Below are 14,859 nucleotides of genomic sequence, written 5' to 3'. Positions count from 1 at the left end.
ACCAGGGAGGTAATCATGATCACTCATATCAGTCCGGTAGGTGCAATGGACCTACTTTCCCAACATGAAGTCGATTTACTCAAAGCGACGGCTTCTAGTGACATTTATCGTCTGTACCGAAACTGTTCACTGGCGGTACTCAATTCAGGCAGCCACACCGACAACTCAAAAGAGCTGCTGGAAAAAAACAAAAGCTTCGACGTCAACGTCATGCGCCGCGAGCGCGGCATCAAACTTGAGCTGATGAACCCACCCGAGCATGCGTTTGTTGATGGCCGGATCATTCGCGGGATCCAGGAGCACATGTTCGCCGTCCTGCGCGATATTGTGTACGTCAATATGCATGTCCAGCAGCGCAAGGACATCAACCTCACCAGTTCACCGCACATCACCAACTTTGTCTTCAGCGTGCTGCGCAACGCCCAGACCGTTCGCTCCGGTGAAGATCCCAACATCGTCGTATGCTGGGGCGGCCACTCCATAAACCCGGTCGAGTACCAGTATACCCGCGAGGTCGGCAACGAACTTGGACTGCGCGAACTCAACATCTGTACCGGTTGTGGCCCCGGTGCAATGGAAGGGCCAATGAAAGGTGCTGCTATCGGCCATGCCAAGCAGCGCTTTCCCAATAGCCGTTTTATCGGCCTGACCGAGCCCTCAATAATCGCAGCTGAGCCACCGAACCCGATCGTCAACGAGCTAGTAATATTGCCGGATATCGAGAAGCGCCTAGAAGCCTTCGTCAGGGTGGGTCACGGTATTATCATTTTCCCCGGTGGTGCCGGTACCGCCGAGGAGCTACTGTATATTCTCGGTATTCTGATGGAGCCGGAAAATGCCGACCAGCCAATGCCGGTGGTACTGACTGGGCCGAAAGAGTCAGAGCCTTATTTCCGCACCCTCGACAGCTTTATTCGCGATACCCTGGGTGAAGATGCCACCAAGCATTACCAGATCATCATTGACGATCCGGAGCAAGTTGCCCGGGTGATGAAATCAGCCATGCCACTGATCAAAGAGCACCGCCTGGCAACGGGTGATGCCTACAGCTACAACTGGTCATTGGCCATTCCACCGGAGTTCCAGCTACCTTTCGAACCAACCCACGAGTCAATGGCTAGCCTCGACCTGCACATGAACCAGCGTCCTGAGCACCTCGCGGCTAATTTGCGCCGAGCCTTCTCCGGTATTGTGGCAGGTAACGTCAAGGAAGAAGGGATCCGGGAAATCGAGCGCAAAGGCCGCTTTAAGATCAATGGTGATAGCATCCTGATGAAACGGATGGACAAGCTGCTCGCCCAGTTCGTCGAACAGCAGCGAATGAAATTGCCCGGCAGCCATTACGAGCCGTGCTATGAAATCATCACCGCTGCCCCGCCGATTGCGAAGTAATCGTGGCCACCAGCCAGATGGCGGTGCACATTGCCAGCAACTATGCGTACAATAAAGGGTCTGTTGACCCTTTTTTCTTTACTGCTACACGGTTTACGCTATGTCGTCTATCCACCTTGTCATCATTGATGCACTCAACCTGATCCGCCGAGTTCATGCCGCCCAGCACGGCGAACCCGATGTCCACAACACCGCCAAAGTCTGCTGTCAGGCGTTGGGGAAAATCATCAAGAGTAGTCAACCAACCCACATCGTGGCGGTGTTCGATCACCATGGCGAAGACAGAGGCTGGCGGGCTGAATTGCTCCCCCACTACAAAGAAGGGCGTAAACCCATGCCGGACGAGCTGATGACGGGGATGGATATTATTCAAGACGCATTCATGGACATGGGGATCGACTCGCTACTTTCTGACGGTGATGAGGCCGATGATTTAGTGGCAACGCTGGCACTGAAAGTGGCCTCCCGCGGCCAGCAAGTCACCATTATTTCCACCGACAAGGGCTATTGCCAATTGCTCCAGCCAACCTTGCGGATCCGTGATTACTTCCAGCAGCGCTGGCTCGACAGCCCGTTTGTCGAAAAAGAATTCGGCGTCAAGCCCGAGCAACTGCCAGACTACTGGGGCTTGGCAGGGATCAGCTCAAGCAAAATCCCCGGTGTTACCGGGATCGGCCCCAAGGCCGCTGTAGAACTACTTAGCCTCTACCCAAACCTCGAAACTATTTTGGCAGCAGATGATCTACCGCCAAAATGGCAGAAGAAAATCAATGCCAGCCGCGATGAAGCCGTGGCTTCCAAGCAAGTTGCCTCACTGAAAACCGATTTGGTGCTGGGGTTTAATTTGCAGGATATTCGTTTCGAGGCTAGAGGCTAGAGGCTAGAGGCAAGAGGCTTTACAAGACGAAGAAGTCCGCCAAATAATGAAATAAAGCACAAAAAAATCCCCGAAACTTTCGGGGAATTTTTCCTATGGCCGATTGCCTATCGCCCCTCGCCTTCGTGCGATTAATGCGGCGAGCGGTTATCCAGACGCTGGATATGTACCGTGATTTCCTCACGGTCGTGGTACAGGTGCTTGGCCTGCAGGTTGAACTTCACCCCGTTCTGGATCAAGTACACTTTCAGGTTCTCGATATCCTGCAGTACCTCGTCATAGCGGCCTTTCATCGGTAGCTTAAGGTTGAAAATCGCTTCTTTCGCCCAGCCTTTGATCAGCCAGTCACCCATCAAGTGTGCGACTCGGGCAGGCTTTTCTATCATGTCACAGACAATCCAGGTCACGTTCTTACGTGGCGGCTCAAACTTAAAGCCATCAACCGCGTGGTGCTTGACCTGTCCGGTATCCATTAAGCTCTGTGCCATCTGACCATTATCAATCGCGTGGACAAACATCGAACGCTTCACCAACTGATATGTCCAACCGCCAGGGCAAGCGCCCAAATCAACACCCCACATGCCAGGAGCCAGGCGCTCATCCCACTCATCACGCGGAATAAACACATGGAACGCTTCTTCCAGCTTCAGGGTTGAGCGGCTTGGTGCATCCGACGGGAACTTAAGGCGCGGGATCCCCATGAAGAACGGCGAATTGTTGGTGGTGTAGGAGTAACCGACAAAGCAGCAGCCCGGCGCAATGAAGCACAGATGCAGAACGGGCTTTTTCGGGTTGTCCTTGGCGTACATCGCACCAGACTTACGCAGCGCCTGGCGCAGCGGCACAGTAAACTTGCGGCAGAATTTAAGCAGTTCTTTGGCTTCGTTGGTATCTGGCGTTTCAACACGCAGATCACCACAGCGAGGGAAGTCTGCCACCATTTCCATGATTGGCGAGATACGGTCTTCCTGCGGCAGATCTTCAAGCATTGGCATTACTGCAACCATCTGGCGAGCAAAGATCAGCTCGGAAAATGGCTGCTGCTGGATAAACGCATCCGCATCACCCGGCTGGTAGAACTCAAACAATACATAGCCGGTATTGTTTTTCGCGCGAGGAAAGCCATACAACTCCAGTGCATTTGCTTTGTCTTGAACTTCACCGGCACATTCCTTCTCGAAGCCGGGACGGCAGTACAACAGAACTTGATTCACTCTCAACCCTCAAGCTGAACGCCAGGCAGCCACTGCGAGCGCTACCCAGCCTATGATAAAACAGACGCCTCCCATCGGGGTGATGGGGCCAAACCACTTGATACCCGTCAATGCCAGCGCATACAAGCTGCCACTAAAGAGTATGATCCCTGCCACAAAAAACAGGGCTGCGTATGATACCCCTTTTGACGGAAGAATGCGTGCCAATATTGCACAGCCGAAAATCGCCAAGGTATGCCATGCCTGATACTGGACACCGGTTTCAAACACCCCGAGCAAATACGGCGGCAAATGAGCCTTCAATCCATGGGCAGCAAACGCCCCCAGTGAGACTGTCACTGCCCCGCTCAATGCCGCAAACAGCAGCAACCAGCGGCTTGCTTTATTGTCCATGGCTCACTCCTTGGCCGTACACTCGTTGATAAATGCAGCCAGCGCTTTTACCGCCAGCTGACGGTTGCCCGGCTCGGTATGGCCAGATGCCTTGCGCGGCTTGAAGCTGTGGTCGCCGTCCGGCAGGAAGCTGACTTCAACATTAGCAGCATACTCCCATCCTTCGACTTCACTTCGGGTCCCGAAGGTATCTCGCTCCCCCTGCAGAATAAGTGTTGGCAGACCAATCGTTTTTAGGTGGTCGCCACGGAAGTTCTCGGGTTTGCCCGGCGGATGGAAGGGAAAGCCCAGGCAAGCGATACCTTTGACCGTCTCTTGGCAGTTTGTCACATCCGGTGATTCATCAGCGATGTCGGTGACAATAAGGCTCGCCATGCGTCCGCCCATCGATTTGCCGCCAATCACCAAATTACCTTGCTCGGCAAACGCCTCGATATGACGTTGGAAATCCAGCAACAGCTTAGGCTGTCTGTCCGGCGGACGTTTCTTGCCATCTTCGCGGCGTTTTACCATGTAGGGAAAATCAAACCGCACCACCCTGATCCCCTTTAGGGCTAAGCCTTTGGCGATATCAGCCATGAACTCGTGATCCATGCCGGCCCCAGCACCGTGGGCAAACAGGAAAGTTGCGTTGTACTCACCGTTTGGCGGGGTATCAATAATATATTCAGTCATCGTTTTTTCAGCCTCTTCCCTGTATTACAGACCATCTTCCACATCCGGCATATCTTCCTGTTCGCGGGCCGCTTTCGCCAATACCCAATCACGGAAGACCTGGATTCGCCCAGTTTCGGCCTGACGCTCCTGGCATACAAGGAAGAAGGCGTTCTTGCTCATCAGCACTTCATCGAACGGACACACCAAACGGCCGGCTTCCAATTCAGGCTGTGCCAGTACGTTATTACCAAGGGCTATCCCCTGGCCATGTGCCGCCGCCTGTAGCACCATGGTTGAATGGCTGAAGATCGGTCCCTGGTTGACGTTGGTGCCCTCGATACCGTGGTGGCGGACATAGTTTTTCCACTCTTTGCGCGAGGTATCATGCAGCAGGGTATGAAGTTTAAGATCGTCCAGGGTGCGTAAAGGTTTGGCGCCGTTAAGCAGCATCGGCGAGCACACCGGCAGTAGGAATTCCTGATAGAGCTTATCGGCCCGTAGTCCCGGCCAATTGCCCCGACCGTAATAGATAGCCACATCGACATCTTCCGTCAAAGAGCCCTCATCCAAATCCACCGCTTTGATCCGCACATCGATATCCGGATGCTGCTCGTTGAAATCAGCCAAACGAGGAACCAGCCACTGGATGGCAAAACTAGGAGGTAAACTAATGGTTAGCGCCCCTTTCGCGCCGCGTTCCAAGACCTTATCCGTGGCATCTGAGATTGCAGAAAAGATGTCTTTTATGTCAAGAAAGTAGCTTTGCCCCTCTTCAGTTAGCAATAAAGAGCGATTACGACGGCGAAATAATTTGAGCCCCAAAAATTCTTCAAGTGCTTTAATTTGGTGGCTTACAGCAGCTTGTGTGACAAATAACTCTTCCGCAGCACGGGTAAAACTGAGGTTTCGGGCTGCTGCTTCGAACACCTTTAGTGAATTGAGTGGAGGGAGACGTCTAGACATACTTTTCCTGCATTAGTTTTTTTTATGGGAAACATTATAAATTGTCCATTGTTCAAGTGCTACATAAACCATATGATTTGCCCCGCAACGGTGAGCAAGGCCAAGTTTTTAGCCCTCAGGCTTTTGGCCGACCGCACAGTTGCGATGTTGTGTTTGCATATTGTCCGGGTTATGCCGGATCGGTAGTCAATCTACCAATTTTACTTCCTGTATTTTTGACCTGTCTGTCAAAATTAATTCTTGGCACTGCGCCCCAACGCAGTGCCTTTTTTTTATCTTCAGCTTAATAGATATCAGCGGCCTGACCTCGACGTGCCGATCCCACACCACTTATAATTGAAGCAACCGGAGAAATACTTGCCCTATTGTTTTTTTCGCCGCATGATCTCCCCCTTGTCTTTTTTGCTATGTGACACACCATGACTGCCCAATTTGATATCCAGCGTATTCGCCAGCAATTCCCTGCCTTGGCCCAAGAATGCAACGGCCAGCCACTGGTCTACCTCGACAGTGCAGCCACCACCCAGAAACCTCTAGAGGTGATTGAGACAATCCGGCAGTACTACAGTGGTCACAATGCTAACGTCCACCGTGGCAGCCACACCCTTACCGCAGCCGCGACAGCACAGTTTGAGCAAGCAAGAGAGACCGTACAGCGCTTCATTAATGCTGAAGACAGCAAGGAAATTATCTGGACCCGTGGCGCTACCGAAGCCCTTAACCTGATCGCCCAAACTTATGCCCGCAATACCTTGCAGGCAGGCGATGAAATTCTGGTTAGCGAACTGGAGCACCACGCCAATATCGTGCCGTGGCAGATCGTCGCCGAGCAGACCGGGGCCAAAGTGGTGAAAATTCCAATGCACGGCGATTGCACCTTGGATATGGATGCTTTTGCCCAGCGCTTAACGGCTAAAACCAAGATTGTGGCCGTTGCCCATGTCACCAATGTGACGGGCACCCGCAACCCGGTCGAAACCCTCATCAAAGCGGCCCACGATATCGGGGCAGTTACCGTGCTTGACGGCGCCCAGGCTGTGGCCCACGAAACTGTCGATGTGCAGGCACTCGATGCTGATTTCTATGTTTTCTCCGGCCATAAAATCTTTGCCCCGGCAGGCATTGGCGTACTTTACGGCAAGAAAGCCCTGCTAGAGGCGATGCCACCTTGGCACGGCGGCGGCAAAATGGTGGAAAAGGTCAGCTTTGACGGCACTACGTTCTCTGCCCTGCCGGGCAAGTTCGAAGCCGGTACACCCAATGTGGCAGGCAGCCTAGCGATGGCCGCCGCCATCAACTGGCTGGGAAGCATCGACCGTAAAGGTGCCGAGCAGCATATCCATGCCCTGCGCCAGCGTGCTATCGAAGGTATCCAGAATATCGAAGACTTACAGATTGTTGGCCTTCAGCCTGACGCCAGCCTGTTTTCCTTCGTGGTGGAAGGTGTACACCATCAAGATATTGCGACCTTGCTCGATCAACAAGGCATCGCCTTGCGTGCCGGCCACCACTGTGCCCACCCGATGATGGACGCCCTCGGCGTCAGCGGCACACTGCGGGTGTCGATTGCGCTGTATAATACCGAACAAGATATTGACCAATTCATTGCTGCGCTGCACAAAGCCTGCAGCCTGCTTTAGGAGAGATTATGACGCTGCCAAGCCACCCTTTTGGTACCGAAATTACCTGCGAAGCGATTATCGCGCAAATGAGCCAGGCCAACGGCTGGGAAGATCGTTACCGCAATGTGATCCAACTGGGGAAGAAACTACCTGCTATGCCTGAAGAGCTTAAGCAGGACGAGCTTAAGGTCAGTGGTTGCGAAAGCCAAGTATGGCTCACCCACCAGCAGCAGGAAGACGGCAGTTTCCATTTTGCGGCAGACTCTGATGCTCGTATCGTGCGCGGCCTGATCACCTTGGTACTCGCTGCCTATGAAGGCAAGAACGCCGAGCAGATCAAGGCGTTCGATGTCGATGGCTATTTCGAGCAGCTTAACCTGATCGCCCACCTTAGCCCTTCGCGCGGTAACGGGCTCAAGGCAATTGTCGAGCAGATAAAGGCATTGGCGAAAGGGTAAAACAATACCTGATAACAAGCTAACAAGATCAAAAAAGCGAGGCAGAGCCTCGCTTTTCTTTTATCTGATGCAGCCCGAAAACATTATTTCTGCAAGTGCTTATCAACCAGCTTTTGCAAAATACGAGAGACAGCAACGAAGCCAAAGGTTGCGGTTACCATGGTCGCCGCCCCAAAGCCGCTGGCACAGTCCATTCGCTTCGGCCCTTCAGCGGTAGATTTCACTCCGCACACTGAACCATCAGCCTGCGGGTACTTCAATTGTTCGGTCGAGAAAACACAATCAATTCCAAACTTGCGCTTTGGGTTCTTCGGGAAGTTGTGGTGACGACGCAGGGTGTCACGCAGCTTCTTCGCCAGCGGATCCTGAATAGTTTTGGTCAAATCGGCAATCTGGATCTGGGTTGGGTCAATCTGGCCACCCGCACCACCTGTGGTGATCACTTTGAGCTTGTTGCTTTTGCAGTAAGCTAGCAGCGCCGCTTTCGGCTTCATGCTATCGATAGCATCCAGCACATAGTCATAGCGACCGTCGATGTACTCAGACACATTTTCCGGCGTGATGAAGTCATCAATCAAATTGACCTTGCACTCAGGGTTGATCAACTTGATACGCTCAGCCATCACCTCGATTTTGCTCTGGCCTACCGTGCCCGACATGGCATGGATCTGACGGTTGATGTTGGTAACACAGACATCATCCATGTCAATCAGGGTCAACTCCCCGATACCTGAACGTGCCAGCGCTTCTGCGGCCCAAGAGCCCACACCGCCAATACCAATTACGCACACATGTGCGGCACGGAAAATTTCCACTTCGCTGTTGCCGTAAAGGCGACGAGTCCCGCCAAAACGCTGGTTGTAATTGTCTGATGCTGGGGTATCTAGTTCTCGCATGGCTGTTCCGCGCTGATTAACACATTCATAAAGAAAGAGTGCGATTTATACGCACTCTTTGGGAAATTGTCCAGTCGGTAAAAGTTAAACCGAAAAGCTAGACTAAGGAACTAAACAGCTACACTACGGCGTGGCCCACGGCTGCTCAGTTTGCGTGCCCTGAAGGCCTAGCTTCCAGACCCTGCCAAAGTGCTTGTAATGGCCGGCATCCACGCCAGCTTGGGCCCCCATGCCATGGTATAGGTCAAGGTGGTTTTTCTTCACTGCACCGCCCGTATCAAGTGCCATTAATAATTTAAGCACATGCTTTCCATTCCAGTTGCCAGCTTCATCGAGTTGAGGCACCTCAGCCAGCAGCACGCTGCCCATCGGCAAGTAGTCGCGATCCGCCGCGACCGAAGCATGCGCCTGTAATGGGATCCCCGCGGTTCCCATAACGTCGAGGTTGTCCTGCGGTTTGAAGAAGACATAAGACGGATTCTGCTCCAGCAGCTCGCGGACAGTCTCTTCATCCTGCTGGCTTACCCACTCATCAATCGCCTTGAGTGACATCTTTTCACGCGGCACTTCCCCGCGCTCGATGAGGATGCGGCCGATACTGACGTAGCGGTGACCGTTTTTCCCTCTGTAGGCAAAGTACTGAAGCTGGTCATTGTCATCGAAATGAACAAAACCACTGCCCTGTACTTCCATCATGAAGACATCAAGCATAGATGCACTATAGCCTAGCTCAAGCCCTTTACCTTCAAGCGCCCCGGCATAGATCTCTGCCCTGCTCGGGCATTTCTCTTCACACTCTGGCATACCGTACACAGGGTAACGGAATTTCTCGTCCGGCTGATGGCGCAGTTCGATCACCGGGGAGAAATATCCCGTGAACATCACGTTACCATAACCGTCTCCGCCCCCCATCTGGGCAACGTCGATGCCGTAATTGCCCAGATCGGACAACTCACTTCCAGCCGCAACCCAGTTTTCTATCTGTCGATAGAGGGCTTGATAAGTCGCCGCCATCGACGGAGAACGCTCGATGACTTTCTCCATCTGGTTGGAAAACTCACTAAAATCTTTCGGTTTATCAGACTCCACAACCGAAACTTGGTTGAGTACCTGGTCAAACTCGCCATCTAGGTATTGTTGACCACGATCAGTTGGCTTGGCACAACCCACCAAACCCATAATTAAAAGAGCAATCGTTGCTTTTCGAAACACCGTGAATCCTATATCGTCTTATGTGGAATCCAATTTTTCCTCAGTGTAACCAACTGAGGCACTCCCGCCTACAAGTGGTTACTCCCGAAAACTATTTTGCCGATCTTTTTCTTATCTGTGTCAGCAGTTTGTCTGAATTGACTCGCATTATTAAACCAAACACAACCATATGCCACCACTGTCATATTTATGTCATAGTTGTCCTGTAATTAATAAAAACGTCACGGAAATGTCATCAAAGTTCGCATGGAGGCGTCACATGGACCAACCATTGAAAATAGGCAAAGACACCCTCTTAAACATCAACTCAGTTGAATACCAATGGATACGTAACTTGGTGAGTGAAGGAAACTCGCCACATCAGGTCAATACAGTGATCCAGCGATGCTTAGGAGGCAGCCCGGATACCGCAGATATTATGAGAAAGGTGGCACTCAAGCAGATCCCGGTCAACCAGTTACTGCGCAGATTACCGACGCCGCCAATGAACTAGTTAGACAGCCGTAAATCCATCTTCTGGCGTGAAAAAGTAGAAATGTAATGCGCTGGGCTCTGGCGGATCAGCCGACCCGATAGGTAAGAGTAGGTATAGAGATCTTCACCACGAAAATACTCAAGCTTGTTGCCATCCCATTGATATTGCGTATTAACCTGACGGCCATTGACAAATACGCCTTCAGGGCGGATTTCAAAGCTGTCCGCGGCATAAGGGGCAACATCCTGCTCGGTCCAGATTCCGTAGATATCAGGCAGGTGCTTATCTTGCGCTATTGCGTTATCAAACAAGCCAGCCAGCAACAAACCCAACGCAATTGCGCCGGTGACGGCTACTGCCATGGCAAAACTGATCAGTCGGTGAGTAAACAAGGAGGTCTTTTGCTTTGTGGCCATAACTCTTAATAACATAGCGCGTTTCCCCGCCAATATACCCCAAAGCGCCTATCTTTCGGTACTTATCTGCTTACCATGGCAAATAACGAGATCTTCTCCCCAACTTTTATCTGGGTATTGCATAGCCATAACATAGACAAACAGTGAATTTTTATTGACATAAATCGCATAATCATTAATAACATCTCTATTACCTCTTCGTGAGGCATAAGCCCGCACATTTGCCACACAGCTACAAGGAAAGCCAGCCGTGAAGTTCAGAAGTACCGCCTTGGTCAAAGGGTTCCGCCAATCGGCCCCCTACCTCAACGCCCATATTGGCAAAACCATTGTCATCATGGTTGGCGGGGAAGCCATCGCCCATGAAAACTTTTCCCATATCGTCAATGATATCGCCCTGCTCAACAGCCTTGGGCTACGTATTGTGATGGTATATGGCGCCAGACCGCAGATCTCAAGCCTAGCCGAGCAAATGAACTACACGACGCCCTACCACAAGGGAGTGAGGGTCACTGACGAGCGGGCGCTGGAAATTGCCAAGCAAGCAGCTGGTCACCTTCAGCTTGATATCACGGCAAGATTCTCAATGGGCTTGAACAATACACCGATGGCGGGCTCGCAAATCAATATTGTCAGCGGCAATTTTGTTATTGCCCAGCCCTTAGGTATTGATGACGGTGTAGACTATGCCCACAGCGGCCGGATCCGCCGAATTGATACCGAAGCCATCCACCGCCAGCTTGATCAGCGCGCCATAGTGCTACTCGGCCCCATCGCCAGCTCGGTAACCGGTGAGTGTTTCAACCTGACCTCGGAAGAAATTGCCACCCAACTGGCGATAAAGCTAAAAGCAGACAAGCTCATTGGCTTTTGTTCCGAGCAAGGGGTGTTGGATAGCGAAGGAGGGGTGGTGTCTGAAATGCTGCCCATTGAGGCTGAGCACGCTCTGCAGCGGCTGGTTGCGCTGCAACAGGAGGAACGAGGCACAGGCCGCTTCCTGCGTGGTGCAATCACTGCCTGTAGGGCTGGGATCCCCCGTAGCCACCTGATCAGCTACAAGGAAGATGGTGCTTTGATTCAGGAGCTGTTCTCACTCGATGGCATCGGCACCCAAATTGTGATGGAAAGTGCCGAACAGGTTCGTCAGGCAACAATTGATGATATTGGCGGGATCCTTGAGTTGATCCGCCCATTGGAGCAAGACGGGATCTTAGTCCGCCGCTCGCGGGAGCAACTGGAGCAGGAAGTAGAACAGTTCACTATTATTGAGCGTGATGGCCTGATCATAGGTTGCGCGGCATTGTACCCATTCCCTGATGAGCGCATGGCTGAAATGGCCTGTGTCGCCGTGCACCGCGATTTCCGCGACGGTGACCGAGGAGCCTTACTGCTAAACCAACTCAAACAGCAAGCCAAGCGAATGGGGCTAATACACCTGTTTGTCCTCACTACCCGCAGCCTGCACTGGTTCCGGGAGCAGGGCTTCAGCGAATCCAGCGTCGAGAGCCTACCTGTTGCCAAGAAGGCGCTGTACAACTTCCAGCGCCGCTCCAAGATTCTGATTTTGGATTTGTAAGAATGAAACAGCGCTAACTACATTAGCGCTGTTGATTTGATATCAGGATTAGCCTTTTGGGGTCAATGTAAAAGTATCATTTATGCTGCCGCCACTATTTCCACTACTTGTGGAATAACGAATGATATTAACCATCCTGCCAGAACGCGTTGCCGAAAATGGGAATTGACTGCCCGCACGAGTACCAGCACCATACATTAGGCTATCACTCTTATTTTCTAACATATTTTTATAAGGCGTTTTGAATGGTGTCACCAGCTCATTATTTTCTAAACTTCCAGTAGTAACTAAGACACTATATGTATCCTTTGAGTTACAGTTCTCCATCCCCTCGCCATTTCTGGTAATTGAGTAAGACAGGCGGTTAGAAGTCGTTCTTGATGGGCCGTCAATCATCCATTCACAACCATTCTGATCTTGGTATTTACCGGCTTTTAGTGTTGTACCGGAAGACACTTGAGGTGGCTTGGCTGTAGGGATTGGGTTCATTTTAGCACTAGTAATACTGATGTTGCCTTCAGCATCGGTCGCTAGATCAATACGTACATCCATGTAACGGGCTTTGTCCGTTTCTGGATTGGTCACAAGGACATTGCGCATTGTCAAAGTATCGCTATAGCCTTCGACCAACGCATTGGTCATATCCATTGGCGACACCTCCGCTGCAGATGGCTCTTCACCAGCAATTGCACCACTGGCCAGAGTGGCCATTACCATTGCCGGTAGCAGCTTTTTGATTAACATAATATTGCCCTATTTATTTTATATTACTTAGAAAATTGCATTAAATTGTACGAAGGGGCCATGCCATAAATCGGCACGGTCATAAATGAGGTAATAGCCATCACTATCAGCGCTGTCTGACTTAGATTGGAAGGTCCAATCACCGCGAGCCCGGTAGCCCGCCTGTAGAGAGTAACCTAGGCCACGTAGGGCCGTGCTGCGCTTTTGCAGGGTATAGCCCAACTCAATAGACGAAGTGAGGGCAAAAGCATATTTACCATGAATCTTGCCTTCTCTGTCACCAACAGCCTCTTCCAAGGCATCTCGGCTAACATTGAGCTTGTTTAGGCCAAGGCCTAACTCACCATTAATATAAAAGCGGTTGTAACTGGTTTCATAACGGCCACCATAACTCGCCTCGTCGTAACCAAGCACAAGCATGTAGCGGTCTATATCAAAATCATTATCGAAGGCAGCGCCAGCATAACGTCCATACTGGTTTTCAAAACCTATAGCACTAGGCGCATGGTAACTTGATGTATGTAGTCCAAAATACATTCCGCGTTCCAACATTAGGTACAGCGCAAATGAGTTATATTCGGTTTCAAAAGCCTCACGAACTGGAACATCAATAACATCATCGGAATAGGTCACAATACCGCCCGACTCCATCTTCTCCAGCTCAAGACGAAGGGTTGTTGCCCCGCCAAACATGCCATTGAAATCCACAACCGCATTCAGTGCCTCGGTACCTTTCGAGACCAGTTTATCGTCGCTGTTTTTCGCCTCGCTCGTCAGGTAGTGCACAGTAGCCTGGGTGTTCCCGATCCGGCCCTGGGCGAAGTAGTTGTGCAACAAACTATCATTCATGTCATAACTTGCTCGGGCACGGGTCTGGCTATCAACTTTAATCTTCTGATTCACTTCCCAGCTCGTCTGGGCAACCCCATAACCAAACATCAAATCAACAAGGGCATAGCGCGAAAAGCGGTTAGCTTCCATTTCCATACCAGCTAACTCACTGCGTGAAACATTGTAAGTTTGGTAATTTCGCTCGGAACTATTTCGGGCGTTGATATAAACATCATTTCCCTGGCCAAACACATTTGTTTCAAAGCCATAGTTAAACTCTGGACTATTAGCCAAAGTACCGTTGGAAATTAACCCCTCAGGACCAAAATAATAAACATTGACCCCTTTATTAAAGACATTGACATATTCATATACGCCAACTGCAGTGTAGTTTCGGTTTACCGGATGAGCATCGAGGATCCCTGAAAAATCACTGCGATGATGTAATGTTGTATCAGCTTGATGCCAATTATCATACGTATTCGAGGTGTATAGCTTGTAATCATCCTCACCAATAAAGGCTACCGATGTCGAACCTGCCAAGTTATTATTAATAGCTCCGGTACCGATAATTGCCTTAGTTGGTAAATCCACACGGCGATTGGCAGAACCAGAATGGAAAGTCAACTTGTCACGATACAGGCACATCAATTCCCCACTGTAATTAACATGGCGGTCAATGGCTTTCGAACAATTTGGACCACTAAACGAAACTGGAGAGCTTGATGTTGAATACATCGTATGCTCATTACAGCGTTTACCATCCTTGCACTTATATCTAACTCGTACATAAGAAAATGCTTTCGAACCATACCGGGCACTGGCAAGTTCTTCAACGCTGCCAGCCCGAGTTTCATAGCCTCGACCATTTCCTAAATCAATGGTATAACGGCATTCTCCACTACAGTCTTTGTCGCTTTTCCTAATAGTAATTTTAGGTGCGCGCTGCTCGGAGTAATAATGCTCTTGGTTGAAATGTGTTTCTAACGGCTGTTTGAACTGATAGGCATAGCTAAAGCTTGCCCAAAAGAAGACAATAAATAGTAAATACTTCAAAACTTTACTCTAATTATGGTTTGATAATGCTAATTTTATCTCAATGAACTTGAATTATTTCAATGCACTTCTAGAGT

Annotated in this window: 15 protein-coding genes; 6 read left to right on the top strand and 9 right to left on the bottom strand. The window is 50.7% G+C overall.

All coding sequences use genetic code 11. From position 1 onward, the window contains the following. The first annotated feature begins 15 nt into the window (after positions 1 to 15). Together ppnN and xni are read left to right on the top strand one after the other, a co-directional pair. Entirely contained in the window at positions 16 to 1,392 is a 1,377-nt protein-coding gene (gene ppnN / locus ACXAD4_RS03005; RefSeq protein ID WP_475238573.1) for a nucleotide 5'-monophosphate nucleosidase PpnN, read from the top strand. A gap of 100 nt (positions 1,393 to 1,492) precedes the next feature. Next, positions 1,493 to 2,269, top strand: a complete 777-nt coding sequence (xni, locus tag ACXAD4_RS03000) for a flap endonuclease Xni (RefSeq protein ID WP_475238571.1) — start codon at positions 1,493 to 1,495, stop codon at positions 2,267 to 2,269. Between the two features lie 131 nt (positions 2,270 to 2,400). Here xni and rlmM read toward each other — a convergent pair whose 3' ends face one another. From rlmM to ACXAD4_RS02980, 4 genes are read right to left on the bottom strand one after another with little or no spacing between them, the layout of a single operon-like run. Beyond that, positions 2,401 to 3,483 carry a 23S rRNA (cytidine(2498)-2'-O)-methyltransferase RlmM gene (rlmM, locus tag ACXAD4_RS02995; protein WP_475238569.1) on the bottom strand — a complete coding sequence of 361 codons (1,083 nt, stop codon included), beginning with the start codon at positions 3,481 to 3,483 and terminating at the stop codon, positions 2,401 to 2,403. 9 nt (positions 3,484 to 3,492) lie between these two features. After that, the gene (locus ACXAD4_RS02990) at positions 3,493 to 3,876 is read right to left on the bottom strand and encodes a DUF423 domain-containing protein (protein ID WP_475238567.1); all 384 of its coding nucleotides are present in this window, start codon (positions 3,874 to 3,876) and stop codon (positions 3,493 to 3,495) included. A gap of 3 nt (positions 3,877 to 3,879) precedes the next feature. After that, positions 3,880 to 4,551, bottom strand: a complete 672-nt coding sequence (locus tag ACXAD4_RS02985; RefSeq protein ID WP_475238565.1) for an alpha/beta family hydrolase — start codon at positions 4,549 to 4,551, stop codon at positions 3,880 to 3,882. A 24-nt stretch (positions 4,552 to 4,575) separates the two neighbouring features. Next, positions 4,576 to 5,496 carry a transcriptional regulator GcvA gene (locus ACXAD4_RS02980; RefSeq protein ID WP_317524537.1) on the bottom strand — a complete coding sequence of 307 codons (921 nt, stop codon included), beginning with the start codon at positions 5,494 to 5,496 and terminating at the stop codon, positions 4,576 to 4,578. Between the two features lie 419 nt (positions 5,497 to 5,915). Here ACXAD4_RS02980 and csdA point away from each other — a divergent pair, with 419 nt between their 5' ends. Continuing rightward, positions 5,916 to 7,136, top strand: coding sequence for a cysteine desulfurase CsdA (gene csdA / locus ACXAD4_RS02975; protein WP_475238562.1), 1,221 nt, complete (start codon positions 5,916 to 5,918; stop codon positions 7,134 to 7,136). A gap of 8 nt (positions 7,137 to 7,144) precedes the next feature. After that, positions 7,145 to 7,576 carry a cysteine desulfurase sulfur acceptor subunit CsdE gene (gene csdE / locus ACXAD4_RS02970; protein WP_475238559.1) on the top strand — a complete coding sequence of 144 codons (432 nt, stop codon included), beginning with the start codon at positions 7,145 to 7,147 and terminating at the stop codon, positions 7,574 to 7,576. Positions 7,577 to 7,659: 83 nt separating this feature from the next. On the opposite strand, the gene tcdA is transcribed toward csdE, so the two are convergent. Both tcdA and mltA read right to left on the bottom strand, forming a co-directional pair. After that, positions 7,660 to 8,472, bottom strand: a complete 813-nt coding sequence (tcdA, locus tag ACXAD4_RS02965; RefSeq protein WP_107301265.1) for a tRNA cyclic N6-threonylcarbamoyladenosine(37) synthase TcdA — start codon at positions 8,470 to 8,472, stop codon at positions 7,660 to 7,662. Positions 8,473 to 8,595: 123 nt separating this feature from the next. After that, the gene (gene mltA, locus ACXAD4_RS02960; RefSeq protein ID WP_475238556.1) at positions 8,596 to 9,684 is read right to left on the bottom strand and encodes a murein transglycosylase A; all 1,089 of its coding nucleotides are present in this window, start codon (positions 9,682 to 9,684) and stop codon (positions 8,596 to 8,598) included. A 259-nt stretch (positions 9,685 to 9,943) separates the two neighbouring features. Between mltA and ACXAD4_RS02955 the strand changes: the two genes are divergently transcribed. Next, the gene (locus ACXAD4_RS02955; RefSeq protein WP_187462000.1) at positions 9,944 to 10,177 is read left to right on the top strand and encodes a hypothetical protein; all 234 of its coding nucleotides are present in this window, start codon (positions 9,944 to 9,946) and stop codon (positions 10,175 to 10,177) included. On the opposite strand, the gene ACXAD4_RS02950 is transcribed toward ACXAD4_RS02955, so the two are convergent. Beyond that, complete coding sequence (locus tag ACXAD4_RS02950) at positions 10,174 to 10,590, bottom strand: DUF2850 domain-containing protein (protein ID WP_475238553.1); 417 nt, start codon at positions 10,588 to 10,590, stop codon at positions 10,174 to 10,176. The genes ACXAD4_RS02955 and ACXAD4_RS02950 overlap by 4 nt on opposite strands. A 235-nt stretch (positions 10,591 to 10,825) precedes the next feature. Between ACXAD4_RS02950 and argA the strand changes: the two genes are divergently transcribed. Then, complete coding sequence (gene argA, locus ACXAD4_RS02945) at positions 10,826 to 12,151, top strand: amino-acid N-acetyltransferase (protein ID WP_475238552.1); 1,326 nt, start codon at positions 10,826 to 10,828, stop codon at positions 12,149 to 12,151. A gap of 48 nt (positions 12,152 to 12,199) precedes the next feature. On the opposite strand, the gene ACXAD4_RS02940 is transcribed toward argA, so the two are convergent. Together ACXAD4_RS02940 and ACXAD4_RS02935 are read right to left on the bottom strand one after the other, a co-directional pair. Continuing rightward, positions 12,200 to 12,895 (bottom strand): hypothetical protein, encoded by a 696-nt coding sequence (locus ACXAD4_RS02940; protein WP_475238550.1) that lies wholly within the window; start codon positions 12,893 to 12,895, stop codon positions 12,200 to 12,202. 27 nt (positions 12,896 to 12,922) lie between these two features. Next, on the bottom strand, positions 12,923 to 14,782 hold the full coding sequence (locus tag ACXAD4_RS02935; protein ID WP_475238548.1) for a hypothetical protein: 1,860 nt from the start codon (positions 14,780 to 14,782) through the stop codon (positions 12,923 to 12,925). Between the last annotated feature and the right edge of the window lie 77 nt (positions 14,783 to 14,859).

It is taken from the genome of Photobacterium sp. AWH4_225 (genome assembly GCF_056158405.1).
This window is presented reverse-complemented; position numbering and strand designations above follow the sequence as displayed.